The 22,459-nt window shown below is 59.8% G+C and carries 23 protein-coding genes; 9 read left to right on the top strand and 14 right to left on the bottom strand.

Features of this window, described 5'->3' with window-relative positions; all coding sequences use genetic code 11:
- The first annotated feature begins 4 nt into the window (after window positions 1-4).
- From PQQ53_RS28225 to PQQ53_RS28215, 3 genes are all read left to right on the top strand, one after another.
- Complete coding sequence (locus PQQ53_RS28225) at window positions 5-838, top strand: Pnap_2097 family protein (RefSeq protein WP_408327735.1); 834 nt, start codon at window positions 5-7, stop codon at window positions 836-838.
- Window positions 835-2,982, top strand: coding sequence for a methylmalonyl-CoA mutase (gene scpA, locus PQQ53_RS28220; protein ID WP_408327732.1), 2,148 nt, complete (start codon window positions 835-837; stop codon window positions 2,980-2,982). The genes PQQ53_RS28225 and scpA overlap by 4 nt, the downstream gene beginning before the upstream one ends.
- A 112-nt stretch (window positions 2,983-3,094) precedes the next feature.
- Window positions 3,095-3,241: a hypothetical protein gene (locus PQQ53_RS28215; RefSeq protein ID WP_408327729.1), complete on the top strand. Its 147-nt coding sequence runs from the start codon at window positions 3,095-3,097 to the stop codon at window positions 3,239-3,241.
- A 244-nt stretch (window positions 3,242-3,485) separates the two neighbouring features.
- On the opposite strand, the gene PQQ53_RS28210 is transcribed toward PQQ53_RS28215, so the two are convergent.
- The 6 genes from PQQ53_RS28210 to PQQ53_RS28185 all read right to left on the bottom strand — a co-directional run bounded on the left by PQQ53_RS28210 (window position 3,486) and on the right by PQQ53_RS28185 (window position 9,636).
- Window positions 3,486-4,256, bottom strand: a complete 771-nt coding sequence (locus tag PQQ53_RS28210) for an alpha/beta fold hydrolase (RefSeq protein WP_408327726.1) — start codon at window positions 4,254-4,256, stop codon at window positions 3,486-3,488.
- Between the two features lie 359 nt (window positions 4,257-4,615).
- Entirely contained in the window at window positions 4,616-5,494 is an 879-nt protein-coding gene (locus PQQ53_RS28205; RefSeq protein ID WP_408141450.1) for an alpha/beta fold hydrolase, read from the bottom strand.
- Between the two features lie 130 nt (window positions 5,495-5,624).
- The gene (locus tag PQQ53_RS28200) at window positions 5,625-6,500 is read right to left on the bottom strand and encodes an alpha/beta fold hydrolase (RefSeq protein ID WP_408141449.1); all 876 of its coding nucleotides are present in this window, start codon (window positions 6,498-6,500) and stop codon (window positions 5,625-5,627) included.
- A 2-nt stretch (window positions 6,501-6,502) separates the two neighbouring features.
- Complete coding sequence (locus PQQ53_RS28195) at window positions 6,503-7,885, bottom strand: MFS transporter (protein ID WP_408141448.1); 1,383 nt, start codon at window positions 7,883-7,885, stop codon at window positions 6,503-6,505.
- A 30-nt stretch (window positions 7,886-7,915) separates the two neighbouring features.
- Window positions 7,916-8,791, bottom strand: coding sequence for an alpha/beta fold hydrolase (locus tag PQQ53_RS28190; protein ID WP_408327723.1), 876 nt, complete (start codon window positions 8,789-8,791; stop codon window positions 7,916-7,918).
- 23 nt (window positions 8,792-8,814) lie between these two features.
- Window positions 8,815-9,636, bottom strand: a complete 822-nt coding sequence (locus PQQ53_RS28185; RefSeq protein WP_408327720.1) for a sugar phosphate isomerase/epimerase family protein — start codon at window positions 9,634-9,636, stop codon at window positions 8,815-8,817.
- A 175-nt stretch (window positions 9,637-9,811) separates the two neighbouring features.
- Between PQQ53_RS28185 and PQQ53_RS28180 the strand changes: the two genes are divergently transcribed.
- Window positions 9,812-10,612 (top strand): IclR family transcriptional regulator, encoded by an 801-nt coding sequence (locus tag PQQ53_RS28180; protein ID WP_408141445.1) that lies wholly within the window; start codon window positions 9,812-9,814, stop codon window positions 10,610-10,612.
- 5 nt (window positions 10,613-10,617) lie between these two features.
- Here the strand turns inward: PQQ53_RS28180 and PQQ53_RS28175 are convergent, their stop codons facing one another.
- Genes PQQ53_RS28175 through PQQ53_RS28160 form a run of 4 tightly spaced genes read right to left on the bottom strand, consistent with a single transcriptional unit; the run spans window position 10,618 to window position 13,987 of the window.
- Window positions 10,618-11,415: a sugar phosphate isomerase/epimerase family protein gene (locus PQQ53_RS28175; protein WP_408153411.1), complete on the bottom strand. Its 798-nt coding sequence runs from the start codon at window positions 11,413-11,415 to the stop codon at window positions 10,618-10,620.
- 12 nt (window positions 11,416-11,427) lie between these two features.
- Window positions 11,428-12,300, bottom strand: coding sequence for an intradiol ring-cleavage dioxygenase (locus PQQ53_RS28170; RefSeq protein ID WP_408141443.1), 873 nt, complete (start codon window positions 12,298-12,300; stop codon window positions 11,428-11,430).
- 8 nt (window positions 12,301-12,308) lie between these two features.
- Entirely contained in the window at window positions 12,309-13,388 is a 1,080-nt protein-coding gene (locus PQQ53_RS28165; RefSeq protein ID WP_408327717.1) for a maleylacetate reductase, read from the bottom strand.
- Window positions 13,385-13,987, bottom strand: a complete 603-nt coding sequence (locus PQQ53_RS28160) for a nuclear transport factor 2 family protein (protein WP_408327713.1) — start codon at window positions 13,985-13,987, stop codon at window positions 13,385-13,387. Before PQQ53_RS28160 ends, PQQ53_RS28165 begins: the two co-directional genes overlap by 4 nt.
- Window positions 13,988-14,213: 226 nt before the next feature.
- Between PQQ53_RS28160 and PQQ53_RS28155 the strand changes: the two genes are divergently transcribed.
- From PQQ53_RS28155 to PQQ53_RS28135, 5 genes are all read left to right on the top strand, one after another.
- On the top strand, window positions 14,214-15,287 hold the full coding sequence (locus PQQ53_RS28155) for a Gfo/Idh/MocA family protein (RefSeq protein ID WP_408327711.1): 1,074 nt from the start codon (window positions 14,214-14,216) through the stop codon (window positions 15,285-15,287).
- A gap of 40 nt (window positions 15,288-15,327) precedes the next feature.
- A complete protein-coding gene (locus PQQ53_RS28150; RefSeq protein WP_408327708.1) occupies window positions 15,328-16,680 on the top strand; it encodes an MFS transporter in 1,353 nt (450 codons plus the stop codon).
- Window positions 16,681-16,715: 35 nt separating this feature from the next.
- A complete protein-coding gene (locus PQQ53_RS28145; protein WP_408153417.1) occupies window positions 16,716-17,579 on the top strand; it encodes a shikimate dehydrogenase family protein in 864 nt (287 codons plus the stop codon).
- A gap of 189 nt (window positions 17,580-17,768) precedes the next feature.
- Entirely contained in the window at window positions 17,769-18,044 is a 276-nt protein-coding gene (locus PQQ53_RS28140; RefSeq protein ID WP_408141437.1) for a hypothetical protein, read from the top strand.
- Window positions 18,045-18,152: 108 nt separating this feature from the next.
- The gene (locus tag PQQ53_RS28135) at window positions 18,153-18,494 is read left to right on the top strand and encodes a cupin domain-containing protein (protein WP_408153418.1); all 342 of its coding nucleotides are present in this window, start codon (window positions 18,153-18,155) and stop codon (window positions 18,492-18,494) included.
- 19 nt (window positions 18,495-18,513) lie between these two features.
- On the opposite strand, the gene PQQ53_RS28130 is transcribed toward PQQ53_RS28135, so the two are convergent.
- From PQQ53_RS28130 to PQQ53_RS28115, 4 genes are all read right to left on the bottom strand, one after another.
- Complete coding sequence (locus tag PQQ53_RS28130; RefSeq protein ID WP_408327705.1) at window positions 18,514-19,986, bottom strand: HD domain-containing phosphohydrolase; 1,473 nt, start codon at window positions 19,984-19,986, stop codon at window positions 18,514-18,516.
- A gap of 380 nt (window positions 19,987-20,366) precedes the next feature.
- Window positions 20,367-20,864: an RNA polymerase sigma factor gene (locus PQQ53_RS28125; protein WP_408327831.1), complete on the bottom strand. Its 498-nt coding sequence runs from the start codon at window positions 20,862-20,864 to the stop codon at window positions 20,367-20,369.
- A 222-nt stretch (window positions 20,865-21,086) separates the two neighbouring features.
- Entirely contained in the window at window positions 21,087-21,728 is a 642-nt protein-coding gene (locus PQQ53_RS28120) for a chorismate mutase (protein WP_408327702.1), read from the bottom strand.
- A gap of 152 nt (window positions 21,729-21,880) precedes the next feature.
- Window positions 21,881-22,456, bottom strand: coding sequence for a DUF308 domain-containing protein (locus PQQ53_RS28115; protein ID WP_408327700.1), 576 nt, complete (start codon window positions 22,454-22,456; stop codon window positions 21,881-21,883).
- Window positions 22,457-22,459: the final 3 nt, after the last annotated feature.

The raw sequence follows: 22,459 nt of genomic DNA, 5'->3' as shown, positions 1-22,459 counted from the left end.
GCGCATGCAGCAAACGACAGAGCGCTATCGCGCCGGGATGCCACAACTGGCCTATACAGGGCTGTCCGAAAACTGGCTGATCAAGGAATGCGGACATCGCCACTGGGAGGCGCTGGCGGGAGATGTGGGCCGGCGCGCACCGGATTTCGTCGATGACGACGGGAGCAAATCGTACGCGGCCTTCACCGCAATCAGATTGACGGGGGCAACGCTCCACGCAATCGGTGAGAACGACGACTTCGAACTCGGTACTGGGCTTTGCCGAACCGGTCCGGCTCGCCACTTTAGCCGGCACCGCCTGCTTTCGCGCAATGGCGAGTGCGCCATCGTGTCGATGTCGTCGACGTTCGTGCGGCGGCATGAGGTGCGAAACAACCGTTCAGTGACACGCGCCAGGTTCGCGGCAATGGGAGGCCCGACACCGACTCCTCCGGCAGACGCAGTGGACATGGCGCGGCGCGGCAAACAGTTTCGCGCCGGGCAGTGGGACGAGCGGTTGCCCTTCACCCGCGCCGATCGTGCCGGGAGCGACTGGATCGAATTTCTACCATGTCCGAACAACGATTTTAACGGTGCGGATTTTCTCTACTTTGCAAGCTTTCAGTCTTTTGTTGACCGTGCCGAATGGCAGCGCCACCGGTTCCACGAGCCACCGGTTATCGCAGGCCGCGAGTTGTTCTTCTACGGCAACATTAATGTTGGTGACACCCTTGGACTGCGCGTGGTCGCGGAGCAAAAGGATGAACACGGCCTCGTCCATTGGTGCGAGCTTCGTCGCGGCAGCGATCAGCAGAAGATTGCCGACGTAGTAACCAACAAGCATTGGAGGCAACGATGAACCGCGAGGGCGATATGCGCGGCGACCGTGGCTTCGCCGATGAAAGTCGCGATGCGGGACGGCACTCGCCCAGTGCGGTAGCACTTAAAGCGCTGTATACGGCGAGCGATCTCGAGGGGGTGTCGCATCTCGGCAGTCGGCCCGGTGAGGCGCCCTTCGTGCGAGGGCCCCATGCGTCGATGTATACGCAAAAGCCGTGGACGATCCGTCAATACGCAGGCTATGCGGACGCAGCCGATTCGAATCTTGCATTCCGGACGGCGCTTGCCGAAGGGGCGCAGGGTTTATCGGTTGCCTTCGATCTGCCGACGCATCGGGGCTACGATTCGGACGATCCTGCCGCGGTGGCCGATGTCGGCATGGCTGGAGTCGCAATCGACAGCGTCGAGGACATGAAGCGCCTGTTTCGGGAGATTCCGCTCGATCGGGTGTCGGTCTCGATGACGATGAGCGGCGCTGTACTACCCGTCCTGGCTGCATTCATCGTGGCAGCGCAAGAAAGTGGCATGCGCACGGAGGCCCTGACGGGTACGATCCAGAATGACATCCTGAAGGAATACATGGTGCGCAATACCTGGATATTCGCGCCGGAGCCGTCTTTACGGATCGTCGCGGACGTCGTCGAGTATCTGGCCGAACGCGCGCCGCGCTTCAATGCAATGTCCATCTCAGGCTATCACTTTCAGGAAGCGGGCGCGGACGCGGTACTCGAACTCGCGCTGACGCTGTCCAATGCGCGCACCTACGTCGATGCCCTGGTGAAGCGTGGCATGAATGTCGAGCGCATCGGCGAACGGCTGAGTTTCTTCTTTGGCGTTGGCACGGAATTCTTTGTGGAAGTCGCCAAACTTCGCGCCGCTCGGGTCCTCTGGGCCGGAATAATGAGCGAACTGGGTGCACGTGAGGCTCGCGCGCAAGCTTTGCGCATGCATTGCCAGACGTCGGGATGGTCGCTCACTGCACAGCATCCACAGAACAACATCGTCCGCACGACGATCGAGGCGATGGCCGCCGTGTTCGGCGGCACCCAGTCGCTGCATACCAATGCGTACGATGAGGCGCTTGCACTTCCAGGCGCGGATTCAACAAGGCTCGCGCGCGACACGCAGTTGATCATGCAGCATGAGATGGGTCTGTGCGATGTTGTCGACCCGTGGGCCGGCTCGTACATGATGGAGTCGATTACCGACGATATTGCCCGGCGCGTGCGTGATCTGATGACTCAAATTGCCGCGCAAGGAGGCGTCGTCGAAGCGATCTGCTCGGGTTGGGTACAGCAGCGCATTCACGAAGCCGCAACACGCACGCAGGCGCGGATCGATGCAGGGCAGCGTGTCGTCGTGGGTGTGAACCGGTTTCGATCACCGGATGCGGATACACCGTCTAACTGTCTCGAGATCGACGGTCGGCGGGTTCGTGCCAGGCAAGTTCGGCAGCTTGCAGAACTGAAAGCAGGGCGCGACGATACCCTGGTCTCGCACGCTCTGGCGGCGCTAGCTGCCGGTGCGCGTGACGGCACCGGCAACCTGCTCGCCCTCACCATCGAGTGTGTCCGCGCGCGCGCGACAATCGGCGAATGCACGCGTGCGCTGGAGGCTGTCTGGCCGCGCTACAGGATGCCGAATCGTTTTAGCAGCGGAATTTACGGACAAGCGAGGATGGCCGATGCGGCATGGCATGACGCATGCAATCGTGTCAGTGCTCTCGCCGCGCGCCTCGGACGCATGCCCAGGGTGCTCATCGCGAAGGTGGGGCAGGACGGCCACGATCGGGGTGCAAAGACCGTTGCGGCGGCGTTGGCCGATGCCGGATTCTACGTGTCGCTCGGCGCGCTGTTCCGCTCGCCCGCAGAGGTGGTCGACGACGCCATCGCAGCGAAGGTGGATGTCGTCGGCATTTCGTCCCTATCGGGTGCGCATCTTGACCTTGTTGGCGAGGTCGTGCGCACGCTGCGGGTCCGTCGACCGGGCGCAGCGGTTGTGGTTGGCGGCATCATTCCGGACGAGCACGCATTATTGCTCAAACGCAATGGCATTTATGCGGTGTTCGGACCAGGGGCAACGATGGAGTCGATTGTGGCGAGCTTGGTCGAAACCGCCGAGCTGGCACTGGCATCGACATTGGCATCGGCCATTACGAGGTGATGTCCGATATTCGGCCCAAGGGCGTCTCGTGACGCAAGCGCGCTAGAAAGTCACCTTGATCAGAGGTGGGCTGTGAGCGGGAATCGTGTCTGTCTGAATTTTTGATAGACAAATGTCCGCGACGTATAAAACCGAGGTGATGGCGGAGGTTGTGCAACCGCCGCGACGTCAGCGGCATTGCAAGGAGTTCAAGGCGCGCGTGATCCGTGCGGCGATGCAGCCGAACGTGTCGATCGCGGCGATAGCGCCTGCCGTCTGAACGCCAAACGTATCAGCGCCGCGCTGTAAACATAGGTGGCTCGAATCGACATCCGAATTAGGCAGCGTGCATCGCACGCTCCTGAAAACAGCTTCCACATCTGGATTTCGGCTGTGAGGTCACTTTGCTGCCGCGATGTGTGCTGGTCAGCCGTTATCGCAAGATGCGTATGTTAAATGACCGCGGTCGGCTGCGTTAGCGAAATTAATGAACATTATCAGCGTGATTTGCGAACTTCAGCAAATTATGTAAGCGTCATCAGCAGATTGGCGAGTTCGACCGGCATATCTACCATCACGTCGTGACCGCACGGTACCTTGGAGACGCGCCAACCCGCTTTTCCGCTACTCTGCCTGGCGAAATACCGAAAGGGACTTGGATCCCAGCCTTCGGCAAGAATGAACAACCGATCCTCGATCGCCGATCCGCGTCCAGCAAGAAGGATTTGACTCTCGAATGTGGCTAGTGGCTGAGGTGAGCAACGGCGGTCGACCCATGCATGGTTCTTCGGCGCTACGTTGAACGCCGCTGCTGGGACTGGCTGTGTCAAACCACTGTTATCGGTCATCGCGCTCGCTCGAAAGGCCGATAGAAATGCAGCGGCGTCCTCTTTGGATAGCGCAACTTGAAGGCAGTCGTTGAGCGACTGCGCATGCTCGGGGACGAACGCGTCCAGGTAGACCAGCGACTTGATGCGATCGCTCATGCGGTCGGCCACACCGGTAATAACCATGCCACCGTAGGAGTGCCCCAGGAGGATAACGTCGGAGAGCTCCTCGGCCTCCAGGACGCCGCACACATCGCGGATGTGCGTTTCCAGCGTGATGTTCTGGTTGTTGAGATGCGCCCGCTCGCCGACGCCCGTGAGGGTGGGGGTGTAGACGGTGTGGCCGGATGCGCGCAACACACGTGCGGTGTCGCGGTAGCACCAGCCGCCGTGCCAGGCGCCGTGCAAAAGCACGAAGGTTGCAGGCGCCTTAGCGGGAGCCCCCTGATTCCTGTGTTCCAATTGCATATCGACTCCAGTTCATTTTTTCAGATACCCGGTTGGGCTCCGTCCGACTTTTGCCCAACCGAGTTGGTAACGAAAGGGTCTTCCGGTTGACCATCACAGTCGACAGCTGACTTCCATGACTGAAATAGGCAGATGGTCAATCAAGAGAAACGCGAAGTGCGGCACCCGTGGACACAAAGTGGTTGGACCACTCTGTGGTACCACTATAAAGAACTCTATAAGGAACGAATTCGTATATGGAAACAATGCCCACGAATGCCTGAAGAGATGCCAGCGACGCGACGAGCGCGCATAAGTCCGCCCGCGCCGCCCTTGCATGGCCTGATGAAGGTGGCGCGGCTTGCGCGCTATTCGGCCCGTCAGGAGAAAAATCGTAGAAGTCGCGTTGCGGTTTCGATGGGCGCCTCCTCGGGCAAGAAATGCCCGCACGGGATGGCGTAACCATCCACCTCGTTCGCCCATCGGCGCCATTTTTCCAGTGGTGAACTCGCCGCTGGCGTCTCTTGTCCCCAAAGAACAAGGACGGGCGCCTCAATGGTTCGGACGCCCTGTTCGGAATCGTCCAATTCACGGTCGAAGGTCCATGCGGCCCGATAGTCTTCGCACATAGCGTGTATCGCATCAGGGTCGCCGATATTTTTCAGGTAGTCGGCGACGTTCGACGGATCGAACCGAAAACCCTTGGACGCATGGGCGCTCAACATAGTCTCGACATAGAAGGCGGGATCGTTGCCGATCATGCGTTCCGGAAACGGCTCATCGAGCGCCTGAAATGCCCAGTGCCAGAAGCGCAATGCCAAATGCCGGTCGAATGCCGCCATCGCGTCGCTCGTCGGTACGATATCGAGCACTGCAAGACGATCAATACGGTCGGGGTGGTCCAACGCAAGACGGTAGGCGACACGGCCTCCGCGGTCGTGTCCGGCCACGCTGAAGCGCCCGAATCCGAGGGCGTTCATTGTCGCTATCTGATCGAGTGCCAACTCGCGCTTCGAGTAGGCCGAGTGATCACCGCCTCCGCGCGGTTTGTCGCTTCGGCCATATCCGCGAAGGTCGGGTACGACCACCGTGAAATGTTCCGCCAGCACCGGCGCGACTGCGCTCCAGCAGACCCGTGTCTGTGGCGCGCCGTGCAATAAAAGAAGTGGCGGACCTGAACCGCCGACGAGCGAATCGATCTCGACACCGTGACCGGGAAGCCGGCGCGATTCGAATCCTTCAATATGACCTGTTTCCATACAACCTCATCACCTGCTGGTTAGCAACGGCGTTTATCTCAGGAAGCGAGCAACTTGAAACGACGATACTTCGCCCCGTCACATCCGTCGCGAACGCTCTCGCGATCTCCGACATTTCAAGTGCGGCCGATTACGCAGTTTCATTCGATATGAACTCGCTCACCGCCTTGGCAAATTCGATAGGCCGCTCTTCGGGAACGTAGTGACCGCAGTCCTCAATGACGATGTCCGAGACGTTCGCCGCGACACGCCGAAGCGTCTGAGCGGAGGCCGGCCCATATCCCCATTGCCCGCCTATACTCAACGCTGGCATGGAAAGCGGTGTCTTGCCCCAGATGACATTGTCTTGCCGGTCGCGCGGCAAGGCCCTGTAGTAACTAAAGGAGCAACGCAAGGCGCCCGGACGCGCGAGGGCCTGGGCGTAGACGTCGATGTCGCCGTTGCTGATCGAGTCGGGATCGAATACGCCAACGGACTCCCGGCGCACGAAGTGGTTCACGAAGAGAAACTCGCGGCCTTCAACGAGCGATTCCGAAATGTCTCCGGCCATGTTGAAGCCGAAATGCCAGCTTCCACCGCGCGATACGTCCATCGCTTCTTCCTGTCCGAACGCCGGAAGACTGCTTTCGACAAAGACGAAGTGGCTGACCGTTTCCGGCCACTGGGCGGCGTAAGCATACGCAACGTGTCCGCCCAGATCGTGACCGACTATTGCCACCCTTTCTATACCCAACGCGTCGATCAACTCGTGAAGCTTTTGCGCGATGGTCTTCTTGTCGAAGCCGGACTCGGGTTTCGAGGAATCGCCGAAGCCGGGGAGGTCGGGCGCGATTACGTCGAACTGCTGACCCAGCAGGGGCATGACACGCCGCCACGCCCAGGATGTTTGCGGCCAGCCATGCAAAAGCAGCACGGTTTGTTTTGCGCCGGCTGCCGTGCTGCGACGATAGGCTAGTCGCCCATCATGCAGGCGGTGAGAGCGAAACGGAATGTTTTCGTGGGTCATCTTCATTCTCTTGCAAAGGTGGCTACATCTTCGATGCTCGACGCTGGCAGGTCGGTGGGTGCACCGTCCGCCGCGAAGAGGCTCTTGATGGAAATGGCGATCACGCCGATTGCCATCGGCACGCAAAGCGCACCGAACACGGCATTGAAGCTCCAGCCGGTCGCAAGCAGAAGGCCACCCGTGGCCGCACCGCTGATGGCGCCGAACCGGCCTATACCCTGTTCCCAGCTCGTACCCGTTGCGCGAACGAACGTGGGATAAAAGCGCGCGGCCAAGGCGACATAGCCCACGTTCAGGCTGTTCATGCAATAGCCCATCGCGCATACGAGCAGACTCGTGGCGATGAACGTCCGCTCGGTGACAGCGATGCACAGCGCGCACAGGCCGGCGGCGACATGCGTTGCACAGAGCACCTTGTGAGGCGAATAGCGGTCCATGCACCAGCCGACAGCCAGCGAGCCCAGTGCTCCGCCGGTCTGGCCGAGCGTCGCGATCAACGACGCGTCGGCGAGGCTCATGCCTGCGTCCTTGATCATCAGCGGCAGCCAGCTATTGATGAGGTAGAGCGTAAAGAGCGTCGCGAATACGCCGACCCATAGACTCACGGTTCCGATGAGATACCCGCGCCCGACGATGATCGCCACCTTGCCTCTGCCGCTGCCCGCCATGTCGTCCGTGGTGCGAATGACCGTGCCGGCAAGCAGGACACCAGGCGCGAGCTTCTGCATGATGCGTTGAACCGCCAGCCTTTTGTCGGAGCGTGTCGCAAGAAATCGGATGGACTCCGGCAACGCCAGCATCATCACGATGCCTAGTGCGATCGGCAGCACGCCGCCGGCGAAGAGAACCGCGCGCCAACCGGATAGTGCGATGAGGATGTTGCTCGCAAGGCCGCCCATCGCACCGCCGATCGCAAAGCCCGCGTACACGAGCGTGATCATAAGGTTGCGATGCCTTGCGGGTGCGTACTCCGATACCAGTGTCGCAGTGTTGGGCATGGAGGCACCCAGACCGAGTCCCGTCAGAAACCGCAGCAGCGCCAGGGTCCATATGTCGTTCGCAAAGGACGACGCAAGACTGAAGAGGCCGAACAGAAAAACTGACGAAACGATGACTGCTTTCCTGCCGAGCCGGTCGCCGATCGGACCTGCCGCGAGAGCACCGACGGCGAGACCGAAAAGCCCGCTCATGAAAACCGGCGATAGCGCGACACGCGCGATCTTCCAGTCGGCGACGAGCGCCGGCGCAACGAACCCCATGGCAGTCGTGTCCATCCCATCGAGGATCAATACCAGCAAACCCAACAGAACGACGCGAATCTGGAAGGAACACAACGGCCGCCCGTCCAGGAATGTCTTGATGTCGATTTTCGATTCGGCTTCCACGCAAGAGTCTCCTCTGATTTTTTTGTTTAATCACCCGCAAAACTGAAACATCGCGTCGATGAAGTGCCCCGGCTGCTCTTCGGCGACAAAATGGCCGGCGTCTGGAATCGATACGCTCGTCACGTTCGATGACACCGTGCCCAGGCGATCGCCGACGCGACCAGCCCAGCGCTTTTGTCCGCCAATCGCAAGAACCGGAAGGTCTTCGGGAAGTCGTCCTGCACTGCGGTTGTCGATTGCGTCCTGAGGGAACTGGCGGTACATCTCCATGGCCGCGCGAAACGCACCAGGATGCTTGTATGCCTCGACATACTCGTTGATGTCAGGAAGGGAGATCGAGCCTCGCCGGAATGTTTGCTGATTGATGAACGAGCTGATGTACACGTGCTCCCGTCCGCCGACGATCAAGGCTTCGGGCAGATCCCGCTTTTGATGAAAGGCAAAATGCCAGACACGCGGATCCGTGATCACCTGATCCCAATCGCCGATACCGGGAATGGTCACATCGATGACCGTAAGGGAACGCGCGGGATAGCGGCTGGCGTAAGCGTAGGCAATCATCCCGCCGATATCATGACCGACGATGTGCGCGGGCTCACCGTGCAGTCCCTCGACGAGAGCGTGGAGATCGGCGGCCATCTCGCGCTTCGTGTATCCGTATGCGGGCTTGTCGGACAAGCCAACGCCTTTGAGGTCCGGCGCGACGACGGTATATCGCTCACCCAGTTCTGCGATGACGCTGTTCCAGCACCACCAATTTTGCGGGAAGCCGTGAATGAGGAGCATCAGCGGCGCGGAGCCGGGCGCCTTGCCGCCGATCACATAATGCAGATTGACATCGTCCACGATTGCGGACCGATGCTCGAACGACGAGGGCATCTGGACAGTATCTTGGGAAATATGCATGACAGAAAGGTCCGTTAACCCGGTTAGTTGATCACACCGTGCTTGAGCGCATCGGCAGACACGCGCAAATCTTCCATTGGTGATGAGGAAATGATCTCCAGAACGGAGGTGCCGGAAAATCCGATGTCGCTCACGGCTTTCAGGATTTCATCGAAACGCACTGTTCCAAGACCAATACGGTCATGCCGCCACTGGCTGCGTGTGCCGTCGGAAAGATGGAGTTGCCCGATGCGATTGCCCGATCGCCTGATTGCGTCGGGCTGATCTTCTCCGACGAATTCGGCGTTCGAGACGTCGTAGGCAATCCGCAGCCTTTCATGAGGCAGCCCGTCGAGAAAGGCAAGCATCGCGTCAGTGGTCGGAATGGGTGTCTGTGGATGAAGCTCGACGAAGATCTTCTGATCGAGCCGCTCGGCAACCCGGACAAGCTGCTCCAGACTGTCTCGCAGGAGCAGTTGCGAATCCTCGCGAGGTGGAGGGAACAGCGAAGAGACTCGGCCGGGAACTACGACCACTGCGCCTGCACCGAGGTCCGAGGCGAGTTGCATCGTGCGGACGTACAGGTCAATGGAATAGCGTCGGAACTCTTCGACGCGACTGACGAGATTGAGATCGAGCGCCGGAAGATTGAGCGACTCGATGCGAATGCCTTCGTGTCTCAAGTTGGCCGCCAGGCCTGCTCGATCCGCTGCGGATAGCTCATCGGGCCAGAGATGACCGGGGACGACCAGCACGTCGAAGTCGTTCAGATCCAGCTTTTGCATCTTGCGCATTGCGGCGACCGCTGTGTCTTGCCACATGAATGAGAAGGTGCTGCCTCCAAAGCCTCGTGCAATATTTTCCATGTTCTCCTCGCATGTGAAGCGTTGTTCGGTTGAAGTTCAATCTCAATGGTCTAAGTGTGAACTAGTTCTCGTGTAGGAACAAGGATTATTTGGCGGTTTCTATTCCGATCGGATGCCAGGTCCCAGCCGGAGCCTGCTTGACTTTTGCTAGACTCGATATACCATGTTCCCATATATGAACAAGGACCAGATGGCCATGCGAACGAATGATGTCGAGACAGCGAGTACCGTGAAGTCAGCTGACCGTACCCTGGACCTGCTTGAGCTTCTGGCTCAATGGGGCCGTGAAATGTCGCATACGGAAATAGCAGAGGCGCTCGACATTCCCAAGAGCAGTTTGACGAAGCTGATTCGTAATCTCACGGACCGCGGGTACTTGCGCTTCGTGGCCGAAACCAAAGGCTACCGGCTCGGCGACGCCATTCTTAAGCTCGCCCAGCAGTCGAACCAGGTGCGCAGCCTGATCGCCTGCGCGGAACCGGTTTTGCGCGATATCACGCAGCAGACCGCGGAATCGTGCGCGCTTAACCAGCTGAAGGGCGAACAGGTCGAAGTCGTCGCCACGGTCATCAGTCAGCAGCGCCTGCAATCGCACATGCGGCTCGGCGATCTCGCGCCTCTTTATGCCGTGTCTGGCGGCAAGGCGATTCTTGCCTTTCTTCCTGACGTGATGCGTGAGGAATACCTGCGAGGGGTCACCTTTGAGCGCTTCACGAAGAACACGATTTCCACCAAGAAAGCCTTGCTCGCTACGCTGGAAGACGTGCGCAAGAAGGGCTGTGCGCATTCGCTGGAAGAGTACACGCCGGGCATCGTGGGTGTCGGCGTGCCCATCCTGTCGGCAAACGGCTTCCCGCTCGGTTCGTTGAATCTGGCGATTCCGGCAGTGCGTTACTCGAAGGAGATCGGCGAGCGGGCAATCGCCATTCTCACGACTTCAGCGGCACGGATTCAGCGTCAATATCTCGCGGAGTGACGCGCTCAGGCGAGAAAGCGCTGCATCCTTTCCATGATGGTGCGCGCCTGTTGATCGAATGGGCGCCCACGTAATTCGCGGGTCGGGGCCTCGACGGCAAGTGTCAGGTCGGGCGGCAATTTCGCCAACAGTTCGCGCAAGGGGAGTTGGCCGTCACCGGGCAGCAGGCGCGCAGTGCGCGCTTCCGTCCTCCGCCCGTCGACCGAATCAGGAGAAGCACGCGGGCCGTCGCATATCTGAATGTATTCGATGAGGCTGGCGTTCACATTACCGATATCCTCCACGCTGGCGCCGGAGCGAAACACTTGCAGTGTGTCGATCAGGATGCGCGCATTCGGCTGGTGGCTTGAGCGGATCAGCGAGAGCGCGTCGTCCAGTGTGCCGACGGGACAATAGGTGATGAGTTCGAGGCCGACGGTCATATCGAAGCGTGCGGCGGCTTCGCACAGCGCGCTGAAGTTGTCGATGAGGCGAGCGCGGTCGTCGTCGAAGCCTACGGCCAGCGCATGCTTCGCGCCAAGGCGATGCCCTGCCTCGAGGGCCGGAAGCAGGTCTTCGATCCGCGTGCTGGCCTGTAGCCAGATCGCTTCGATATCGAGCAGGCGAACGCCGGTCGCTTCCATTCGGGCCGCGAGTTCCCGCAAGAGAACAGGATCATGTGCCACGTCGATGATCGTATCCGCCACGGTCGGCGCGACCACGCGCAATCCGTAGTAGTCGAATCCACCGGCATGCGCGGCGTCGGCGAGCTGCAGCGGATGCGCGTCGAGCATGGTCAGGTGATGCAAGGAGAGCTTGTGCATTGAGTCCTTCCGCTAGTTTCTGGGTTTGTCCGGGAGCACGAAACGGTACGTGAGCAGCGACGTGTCCGATGCGACTTCGTGGCCGCCGGGGCTCACCTGTCCGTCTGTCTTCGCGAGCTTTGTGATCAGGGCATCCTTCACGCCGAAGACGACATCCGAGTCCAGGTACGGATCGCCATCGATGAAAACATGCGTCACGATAGTCTCGAAGCCCGGCGCGCTCAGTTTGAAATGGACATGCGCAGGACGAAACGGGTGACGCCCCTGAGCGTCCAGCATCGCGCCCACGGGGCCATCGTTCGGGATAGGATAGGCAGCGGGCACGACGGATCGATACCAGAAGCGTCCCTCCTGATCTGTATGAAAGCGCGCGCGCATGTCGAGCGCCGATTTGCCGGCGTCGCGCTGAACATCGTAGAAGCCGCGATCGTCGGCGTGCCAGGTCTCGATCAATGCACCCGCTATCGGATTGCCTCGGGAATCCTCGACCTTACCTTCGACCAGCAGCGCCGGCCCATCGGACTCTCGCGAGATAGGTGAACCGATCGGGAAGTCCTGCGCTTGCTCCACATAGAACGGCCCGAGCACCGTGGTTTGCGTGGTGTCTTCCTCGAAGCGATGATTGATCGCATCGACGAGCATGGAGACGCCCAGTGTGTCCGACAACAGGATGAACTCTTGCCGCGTATCCGAGCACATCTGCCCGGTCCTCGTGAGAAACGCGATTGCACCGGCCCATTCCGCTTCGGTCGGTTCGATCTCTTTCACGAAAGCATGGAGATGGCGCACAAGCGCCTCGCTGATCTGGCGCGTGCGCGGGATCGCGCAGCCGCTCAGGCTGTCGAGAACGGCTTGCGTGATGTTGTCCTCGTCGAAATTTCGCATGGGCATCCTCATTCCATCGGCTCGGGAGGCACGCCTTTCCATGCCTGCCGAAGCATGTGGTCGAGCGCGTGAGCGTCGGGCGCGCGGGGGTTCGAGTAGGTGTTCTGCATGATCAGTTCCACTGCGCGATCGATGCCCGATTCAAGCATGCCGAGCGCTTCGAGCGAGCGCGGCGCATCGAGTTCGACGGCGAGCTCGTATAAACCGGTCCACGCGTGCCGGGCATTCAGCGCGCGAGCAATGCGCGCCATCGCCTGGGGAGCGGCATGCGCGTTGTAGGCGACGACGTGCGGAATCAGGACCGCATGCGTTTGCGCGTGCTGGAGGTCGAATGTTCCGCCGAGCACGTGACATATCTTGTGATGCAAGCCCATCCGGACTGTTCCGAGGCATGTGCCGCACAGCCACGCGCCGTATTGGGCGAGCCGCCGTGTCTCGACGGACTTCGGTGAATGGACGATGCGCGGCAACGACTCCCTTAGGGCCGCGATACCTTCTTCCGCCATCAGCGAGGTCACCGGATTGGCGTCCGCCGCATAAAGCGCCTCGATCGCATGCGCGATTGCATTCAGACCGCTGGCGATACTCAGCGCGACAGGCAGACTCAGCGTGAGCTCGACATCGTAGATGACGACCTCGGGCAGCACCTCTAACGTGCGCTGCGTGTGCTTCTGCCCATCGCGCGTCTCGCCGATAAGGGGCGTCACCTCGGAGCCCGCGTACGTAGTGGGCAGCACGATCTGTGGCAATTTCGTACGCAACGCAATGGCTTTCGAGAGCCCGATGGACGAACCGCCGCCGATCGCAACGACGCAATCCGCACGCGCGGTTTGTGCGGCATCGAGCGCCCTTTGGGTCACATCCCAGGGCGTATGCATCGCGGCATCGGCGAAGAGGGTAGTTGATCCGGCATCGAACTGCCGCGCGACGTCGTCGCCGAGCGCCGCCTGTTCGCGTGTCGTGACAATTAAAGGACGTGTGCATCCGAGTCTTCCAACTTCCGCTGCGACCTCCTCGCGCTTGCCCGCGCCCATGACGATGCGGGCCGGCAACGCGTCGTAGGTGAAAGCGTCGATCTGAGCTCTCATGACAGTGTTCCCGTATCGAGCCACGCGCGGCCGCGCGCATAGAGCGCATCGACGGCGGGGCCGGTGAGTCCGGGCATGTCGCGTTTGACGTCGTAGCCGATCTTCGTCTGAATATACGCGAGATGACGATAACCCTCGGGGAAGCGGCCGAGTATTTCGGCATCGAGATTCAGCGTCACGCCGTTTTCGACAGGATCGAGTCGGTCTTTCTCATAGATTGGCTGACGCAGGCGCAGCAGCCATTCGCCATCCAGTTTTTCATAGAAGTCGTAGAAGCGCCCGGTGCACACGACATCGCTGCGATGACCCTCCACGTCGCCGCGTTGCGAGATGGTCATCTTGGTCTGTGCGATCGCACGCGTACCCGCAAGGTCGATGGACGTGCCACCGAGAAAATGCAGGATGCTGACGCCGCGTGCCCAACCCTCTCGCGTCACGCGAATAAACTCGGGTCCGCTGCCCTGAAACCAGGTGGCCATCATCACACCCTCTGGATGCCACAGTTTCGCGAACCGCTCCCAGTCTCCGGCATCCCGCCACACGGCCCAGTTTTCGATTGCTTCACGAATGGCCAAACGGTCGAGCATCACAGCGTTCATAGTTATCCTTGTGTTCATAAATGTAAATACGTTCACATATTGATTTCGCTTGAGTGTGGCGTCAAGCCCGTTTTGGCCATTTCAGGAGTAAACCCCTGTTTGTTTCTCTATGTGAACTTGACCGGAAAATCCGTTGACATCGTCTTCGTTCGGATTCTAAGCTTGCAAGTGCACAAATGGGAACTAGTTCACATAGCAATTCGAATGATGAGGAGGCTTCAGTCAAATGTCAGAAATCAACATCGCGGTAATCGGAGCGGGAGTCATCGGGAAGCGTCATATGCAGGAGATCGCGAATAGCGATCGTTGTCGGCTCGCGGCAATCGCCGATCCATCTCCCGAAGCCGATCACGAGGTGGCTACGCTGGGCGTGGCGCTTTATAAGGACTATCGCAAGCTGCTCGATACGGAGCGCATCGATGCGGTCATCGTATGCACACCAAACAGCACGCATGTAGACGTCGGAATGGCGTGTATCGACCGTGGAATTCCGATGCTGATCGAAAAGCCGATTAGCGATGACCTCGCAACCGCGCTTGCGCTCGCCGAGGCAGCACGCACTGCGCGTGTGCCGGTACTCGTCGGACATCACCGCCGGCACAACCCGATGGTGCGGGCTGCAAAGAAGGTGATAAGCGAAGGGCGCATCGGCAAGCTGGTGGTTGCGAACATCATGTGCCTTGTCTACAAGCCCGATGTTTACTTTGCGGTTCCCTGGCGTCGCCGTACAGGGGGTGGCCCGATTCTGATCAACATGATTCATGAGATCGATCTGATTCGGCATCTTTGTGGAGAGATCGCCTCGGTTCAGGCGGTATCGTCGAGCGGGACCCGGGGGCATGAAGTCGAGGATTCGGCCGCTTGCACGCTTGAGCTCGAGAACGGAACGGTGGCGAACATCAGCCTCTCCGATGTCGCCGCGACGCCGTGGAGCTGGGATACCGCAGCTGGAGAAGACCGTGAGCTCTTCGACTACCGTCCGGTGCCGACACATTTCTTCGCGGGCACGAACGGCGCGCTTTCATTGCCGGACAGAACGCTCTGGTCATATGACGGTGAGAAAGGCCGTCATCGCCCGATTCATGACGAGCGCATTCCAATAGAAGAAGAGAACGTCTACGCAAATCAATTGCGGCATTTCATTGATGTCGTGAGCGGCGTGGCCGAACCGCTTATCGACGCGCACGATGCCGCGCAAACGCTTGCAGCAACCCTCGCTGTCGTGGAAGCAGCGCGCACGGGTCGGAAGATTCATATCAGTGCGGATAACCGGTTCAGGACCGGCGAGGCCATTGCATGAAGCGGTGCGCGCACGGACGAAAATAAACAAGGAGACACAGATGCTCGCTGCCAGGCAACTCAATGTTCAGGAATACCTCGATACGCGTCCCTTCAGCGCTTTCCACTGGAAGATCATGGTGCTGGGGTTGGCTGTGCTAATTCTCGACGGATTTGATGTCGTCGCGATGGGCTTCATCGCGCCTGCGATCATCAGAGACTGGAAGGTCGGTCAGGTGGCGCTGGGCCCAGTCCTGAGCATGGGGCTTTTCGGACTTGCAATAGGCGCCCTGACCGGTGGGCCGCTGGCCGACCGCTTCGGCAGGCGCAAGGTCGTGATCGGTGCTGTGTTCTTCTTCGGGCTGATGAGCCTGCTTTCATCGTGGTCGCCCAATCTCGCGGTGCTGTCGCTCATGCGCTTTCTGACCGGCCTCGGACTGGGCGCGTCGCAACCGAATGCGGCCACGCTCGCGTCCGAGTATGCGCCGAAGAAGTATCGTTCGATGATGGTGACCGTGATCTATTGCGGTTTCACGCTCGGTGCCGCCGGTGGCGGGTTCCTTTCGACTTATCTCATCGACCGGCATGGATGGCAGTCGATACTGCTGGTCGGTGGTGTAGTGCCGATTCTCTTTGCCTTCGTCCTGGCGTTCGTGCTGCCCGAATCCGCGAAGTTCCTGGCAATGAAGCAGGGGGGACGCAACGCGCTGGTGCGCGTGCTCAATCAGATCGAGCCCTCATCCGCCGACGCCTCGACCATGTTCGTCGCCGCTGAGCGCGCGCAGGCGGGGCGGGGCGCCATCCGTCTCATGGTGAGCAAGCCTCATAGGGCTGTCACGCTCGCGCTCTGGGTCGGCCTGTTCATGAACCTGATGACCGTCTATTTTCTCAATAGCTGGTTGCCGATCATTGTGACGGGTAATCACTTTTCGCTGAGTGAGGCAGCGTTGGTCGCGGCCATGATGCAGGTTGGGGGAACGCTTGGGAACGTCGTCATCGGGTGGGAGATGGATCGCTTCAGAGCGCACAGGGTCATGATCGGCACATTGCTCGCCGCAAGTGTTTTCGCGGTGATTCTGGCAAGGGTGTCGTTCACGCTCGCGGGCCTGATGACGATGGTGTTCCTTCTCGGCTACTGTACCAACTCGACCAACACGGGATGGACTGCGATGGCCGCGAACTACTATCCGACCGAGATGCGTGCCACGGGCACGAGCTGGATGACGGGCATCGGACGCTTCGGCGCGATATCGGGGGCGTATGTCGGGGCGATCCTGCTGAGTCTGAACTGGAGCTTCGGCCAGCTCATCATGTCACTCACGATCCCGATCGGTGCCGCGATCGTCGCGGCGTATATCGGCGGCCGCCGAAGCAATGCGGTGCTGCCGATACTACGGAATGCAGCTTCGCATTGACTGGCTTGCGTCGGGTTGAACGATCCGGCGCCCACATGGAAAATATGATGACGATTAAAGATGAAAGGTATTCCGTCGACTCACCCGTCGATGCGTTGACGCGCCTCTTTTATATCCTTGGTTCGCCTATCGCGCATGTTCGCGCGCCGGTTGTCTGGAGCGCGCTCTTCAAGCGCTACGGCGTCAACGCCTTGATGCTGCCCGCCGACGTCACCGCTTCAAATTTCAATACCGCGATGAAAGGGCTGAAGGCGACCGAAAACGTCGATGGTGCAATCTTCACCATGCCGCACAAGCTCGCGGCAATGGACCACGCCGACGTGTTGACGCAACGTGCGCAACGCATCGGTTCCATCAACCTGCTGCGGCGACTGACGAATGGGACCTGGGAAGGCGACAACGTCGATGGTGCCGGCTTCCTCGCGGGCTTGCATGCGGATGGCGTGAGCCTGGAGGGCGCCAACATCTATTTGCACGGCTGCGGTGGCGTGGGCCGATGCATAGGATGGACGCTTGGAATGGAGAAGATCGCGAGCCTCACCGTCCATGACGCGGATGAAGGGCGTGCACGTGAGTTGGCGCGCTCCATCGCTACGGTATCCACCGCCCGGCTCGCAACGGGAATGCCATCGATGGAGAACATCGATATCGCCATCAACGCATCGCCGGTCGGACTGAACGCCGGCGACGCCCTGCCATTTCCCGTCGACGCACTGCCGTCCCATGCGCTCGTCGCCGATGTGATCATGGAGCCCCACACGACCGCGCTGCTTGGAGCGGCGCAAGCGCGTGGACTCAAGGTTCATCATGGAAAGAACATGATGAATTACGCCATGCCGATAGCGGCGTCGTTCTTTGGCTTTCCGCCTTCTTTCGACTGGAACGGGAAAGTGCTTTAGAGACACGTGTTGCCGAGTCGTGACGACAGCTGCTCCGTCGGGCAGCTTGTTCGCGTGTATCGGTCATTTGACCGATACCTCAGCGACCAGTCGAATGCCATGATGCCTTCGGAGCCGTGACGATACTCGCGGTGACGAAAGCCGGCTTCCTCAGGGCAAGCCCACAAGAATTCCTGGAGGATGAGTGCCATGTCGGTTCATCATTTCGTTGTTCTCATCGGCGTGAGCTGGCTACCTCGGGCATTCGGCGTTTGGGCCGCTCTTTCAGGAGTTCTCCAGCTCCGCCGTGCCGTCTGTCACTGGAAGCGCTCCGGCGCGCAATGGGGCATGATCTCGAATGGCGCACGGTCGGCGCTGGCCGGGGCACTGCTTTTCAGCGAGGCCATGGGCGCTGTCTACTTCCTGATCGCGGGGTTGTGGTGGTCGGTGGGCGGATTGCGCCGCAAATGTATCGGGACGCCATGAACAACCGACAAATCTGACGGGCTACCGTCCAGTTCGTCCGGCATGCCGCCGGGTATTGACGACCAAAAATCGCGAGCAACAAGCTATCGACTCGCATCGGAGCATGAGATGGATGACAACGATATTCCGCTTGCCAACGGCAAGGTGCAGTATAAGACGCTATTGCGCGAAGAAGGCTGCTCGATCCTGCAAACGACGGTTCAAGCCGGCGGTGAGACGCAATGGCATCACCACACGAATGTCAGTGACCGGTTTCTCGTGATCCGTGGCGTCCTGACCGTCGAGTTGAATATCGGCGGCCACGTTCAGAGCACCAGGGTGCGTGAATTTTACTCGGTTGATCCGGGCACCGTTCACCACGTCAAGAACGAAACAAACGAGGATGTCGTCTATCTCACGGTCCAGGCGGGCGGGGTCGCGGACATTGTGCTGGCCGGATTGTCTCGCTGAGGCACGCAACGCCATGCATCTAGATCAAGCCCATCGTCGCCGCCTTGAGCGTTGCTGCTGCGCGTGTCGAACACTCGAGCTTGCGAAACACGCTCTCGACGTGGGTGCGCACGGTGCTCGGACTCATCGTCAATTCCTGGGCGGCTTCCTTGTTGCTCGCACCTCGCGAGATCGCACGCAGCACGTCAATCTCTCTCGCAGACAGACGTGGACCATGCGGCGCACTCCTTGCCACGCGCCTCGCGACGGGGACGCGTTCTGCCACCAACGCATCGACCACCTCGCGGCATAGCCGGCCATTGGCAGCCTCGTCTTGCAACACGTGTGCGGCAGCCTCGTCGGCCAGCGCGGCGCGCCAAGGGCGCGTTGAGCGCAACGCAACCCACGCCACCGACGCAGCCAGCACACGAGCCTCCAACGTCAGAGCCGGATCGCGCGCGCCGCGAAAATACCCCGAACCGTCTTGCCGCTCGTACACATACGACGCAAGCACGGTGGCCTCGCCCAGTGCGCCGGTTTGCTTGCCGGCGCGCTCTGTCCAGTACGGCACCAGCCGCACCTTTTCCCAGGCGCTCGGCGACAAAGGCGTGGGTAGGTTCCACACATCGTTGGGCACGGCGGCCCTACCGATGCCATGAATCAATCCAGCCCGATATACCAGCGCGCGTGCTGCGTCATCCGACGTGAACCGGGCGTAGCAGTCGGCGGCCGTCATTGCGACCGCACGTGAAAAGCCCGTCATCCACGGCAATTTCAGATCGATGATGTCGGCGATCAATTCAACCGACGTGGTCCGTTGCATATCGGCTGTCGCCAACACGACGTCAAAATCGTCCAACGATTGGTGCGCCAGTTCCGTCAGCCAACTCCGTGCATGGCATGTCGCTGTCGCGACGAGGTGCGCCGGATACCGCGCGCCGGAGCGTTGTTCGATCAGTGCAAGCGCCGCTTCGACGCCATAGGTGCGGCTGAACACCTCCAGGTCGCCGGCAAGCGCGACGACCAGTACGGATATCGGCACCGCCTCGCGCGCGAGTTGCGCGGGCAAGCCTCTGCCGTCCCAGGTTTCGAAAATGTGGCGCAGCGCCGTTTCGGTCGCCTTCGAAAGGCCCATGATTCGCGCGACCTCGCCGGATACTTCGCAGTGAGTTTGCGCGAGTGGCATCAGCGCGGCGCCGACTCCGCCAATCGTCTCGGCGATACCGGGCCTGCTCTCAAGCATCGCGGTCCGGATCGCGATGTCGTCGCCGAACACTGTTGCGAACCCTGCCGCGTTTGCCGTGCAACCCGACCAACGTAGCAGCGACACCTCGCGCACAGCGTCGCAAGCCGAGGCCTGGAGTCCGGCCGCATGTGCGAGCCGTGCTGCCAGCCACCCGGTGCGCAACGAATGGTCGGTCGGCTGTCCCATGCTTAGATCGCCGATGAAAGCGAGTGCTCTCACGGCATCGAAAACACGCAGCGTGGTGTGGCTGGCATCAAGGTCGAACATCGGATTGGGTATGGAACGTCACGAGAATGGCTAACAATCATACGCGACGATACGAGGTGCCGCACGGCAGTGCTGTCTGGGGATATCGGTATTCGGGTTGTGCGCGAACTGGTCGAACGGCGGGCGCTCGTCAAGCCAGCGTGGCGTGTCTTCGATCGGCACGTGCTCGGGGACAAGTGGCTTGCCGAGCAGACGCGAGTAGCACTGTGACAGTAGCTAAAAAATCGGGATCGGTGCGCAGGCTCGTTTCCGTGCGTCGCTATGCGGCGTCCATCTGCGATTTCTCCCGAAACGTGGGAACACGAAGTGTGGCCCAGGCCGGCGGCAAAGTCACGATGGCGGGAGCGCGAAGCAGGGGCGTTGCCGGACTGTTCCCTGATCTAGTCTTTGAACAAGGCGCCGATTGCCCGGCGAGCCCGTGAGAGCCGGCTCATGATCGTGTCGATCGGCACGCCGAGCGCTTCGGCTGCTTCGTTGTAACTTAGCCCTTCGACACCGACCAGCAGCATGACCACACGTTGCGCTTCCGGCAATGCCTGCACGGCGCTGACGATCTGGCTGTCCATCGCATGCTGTTCCGGCGTGGCTGCCAACGGCCCGGCGGCGGTCTCCAGGAACTCGTGGTCCCAATTCACGCTGCCGCGGCTGCGCACATTGCGCCCGCGTTGCTCGTCGATCCAGGTGGATTGCACGATCGAGAACATCCAGCCAAGCGGCGCGGTGCCCGGTCGCAATTGATGCGTGCGTTCCAGGGCGCGAACGCAGGCTCGCAGCACGAGGTCTTCGGCGTCGTACCGATTGACGGAGATGCGCAACGCAAATGCCCATAATCGCGGCAGCATGCCTGGAAGCGTGCTGGCTAAGTCTGCTTCAGTCATCGACGTTGTTCCTTGTTTGATGTCGTATAGCTGGCTTTTCCGGGGGCGACGAAGATCGGTGTGTATGACACCGGTCGGGAAGATAAAGCTATCCGCCATCCGCATCGGCGCGCAGTCGTTCAGTTTGGCGGCGATGATGAAAGTTCAGCGAAAAAAAACCGGCGCACCTTATCGGATTGCGCCGCCTGGCTCGCGAAGATCATGCGCTATTGCGCCAGCACTTCAACCTACTACACAAACTCTCGCAAGCGCGCGCTCTACGGCTAATCCATAGAGCGGCTCCAGAGCCCGACTGGCGGTGTATAACTGCATTTCTCGAGCGAGTCTCTTACCGCACCCCTGTTCTGTGCGCAAATCTCTTGTAGAAACCAGAACCTGTAGGAATTCCTTCTGCAATTCATCAAGCCGCGGACGGATGTCGCTTGCCAGATCGGCCCTTGGTTCATCGGGCGCTCCTCCGATTCGTCGCCATTGCGCATGAAGACCGTATTGGACGAGCTTATTCGCTTCTATCTGATCCGAAAAAAAGTGCGTTGCCTCCTGGTCGGATAGGCCCGCTGCGCGAGCTTCCATCCTCGCGGTTACCAGGACCTCTTCCTCTCGCGGTAAATCTTCGATTGCGGACCTCGAATCCCACTTCGCCAATGCGACCTGCTTTGCAATGCTGAGTCTCGTTACCGTTAATTCAATCAATGGCCTGAACGTTTTAGCATCAGGAACCGATCCCATGGAATAGGGCGCTGCGAACAAGAGTGAAGCGGAGAGAGGAACGAATAGAGATAGAATGCCAAGAGATTGGATTTTCATTAAATGAAGTCCTATTGAACGATGCGCCAGAGATATCAGCTTTTCAGTTGCTGACAATCCTGTGCTTTCCGATAGTGAAAATTGCCAAAATTATCCGGTCCAAACGTATTCGTAGTGGTCAACGTAGAGGATCGTAAAAATACAACGGAATGATTCGTCTGCATCGAGGACACGCGTGAGATGACTGCGACGACGCTTCTCGCAAGCTCTCAAATCGCGTTAAGTCGCGCATGCTTCACATGTAACCACACAGCGGATATCAAGAAGTATGCTGCACCAACGGCTGCGTAGCCCGCTATTCTGAAAATAGCGGGAGGCGTTGATGCGCCGCTTTGGATAATGAAGAAAGCTCCCGCGAGCGCGGATTGTGCTCCGCTTAGAATCATTGCCCACTGTGCCCCAAGGTCCTTCCAGCGGCGGACCGCGGTAGCGAGTTGGAGTAGCCCGGAGAGGATCGCCCAAACACCAAAGATCACGAGTATCGGAGGCGCCCCTATGCTCAATTCCAGGACCACCGCGACCGCTGTAACGGCGCTGACAGCAATGTTGATGGCCTGTGTCCGGTTCTTACCGGTTCCACCGCTGCGCGACATGTCGATGAAATTGGCCAAAGCGTCCCAGGCGGGGTAAATGACAAGTAGGACCGCAACGCCGGCTGTGGCCTGCTTACCGATGGAAAATGCTAATACCACCCAGATGGCGGAAAATGCTGCCCGGACGGAATAATATGATTTGAGCCACGCCTCTTCGCTGGCGCTGCTCGATTTAATGTGACGTTCAAACATTCA

Origin of the sequence: Paraburkholderia strydomiana (genome assembly GCF_046030495.1) — a bacterium.
In the GTDB taxonomy this organism is placed as follows: Bacteria; Pseudomonadota; Gammaproteobacteria; order Burkholderiales; family Burkholderiaceae; genus Paraburkholderia; species Paraburkholderia strydomiana_A.
Note: the sequence above shows the minus strand (reverse complement) of the source record. Positions and strands in the feature narration are given on the sequence as shown.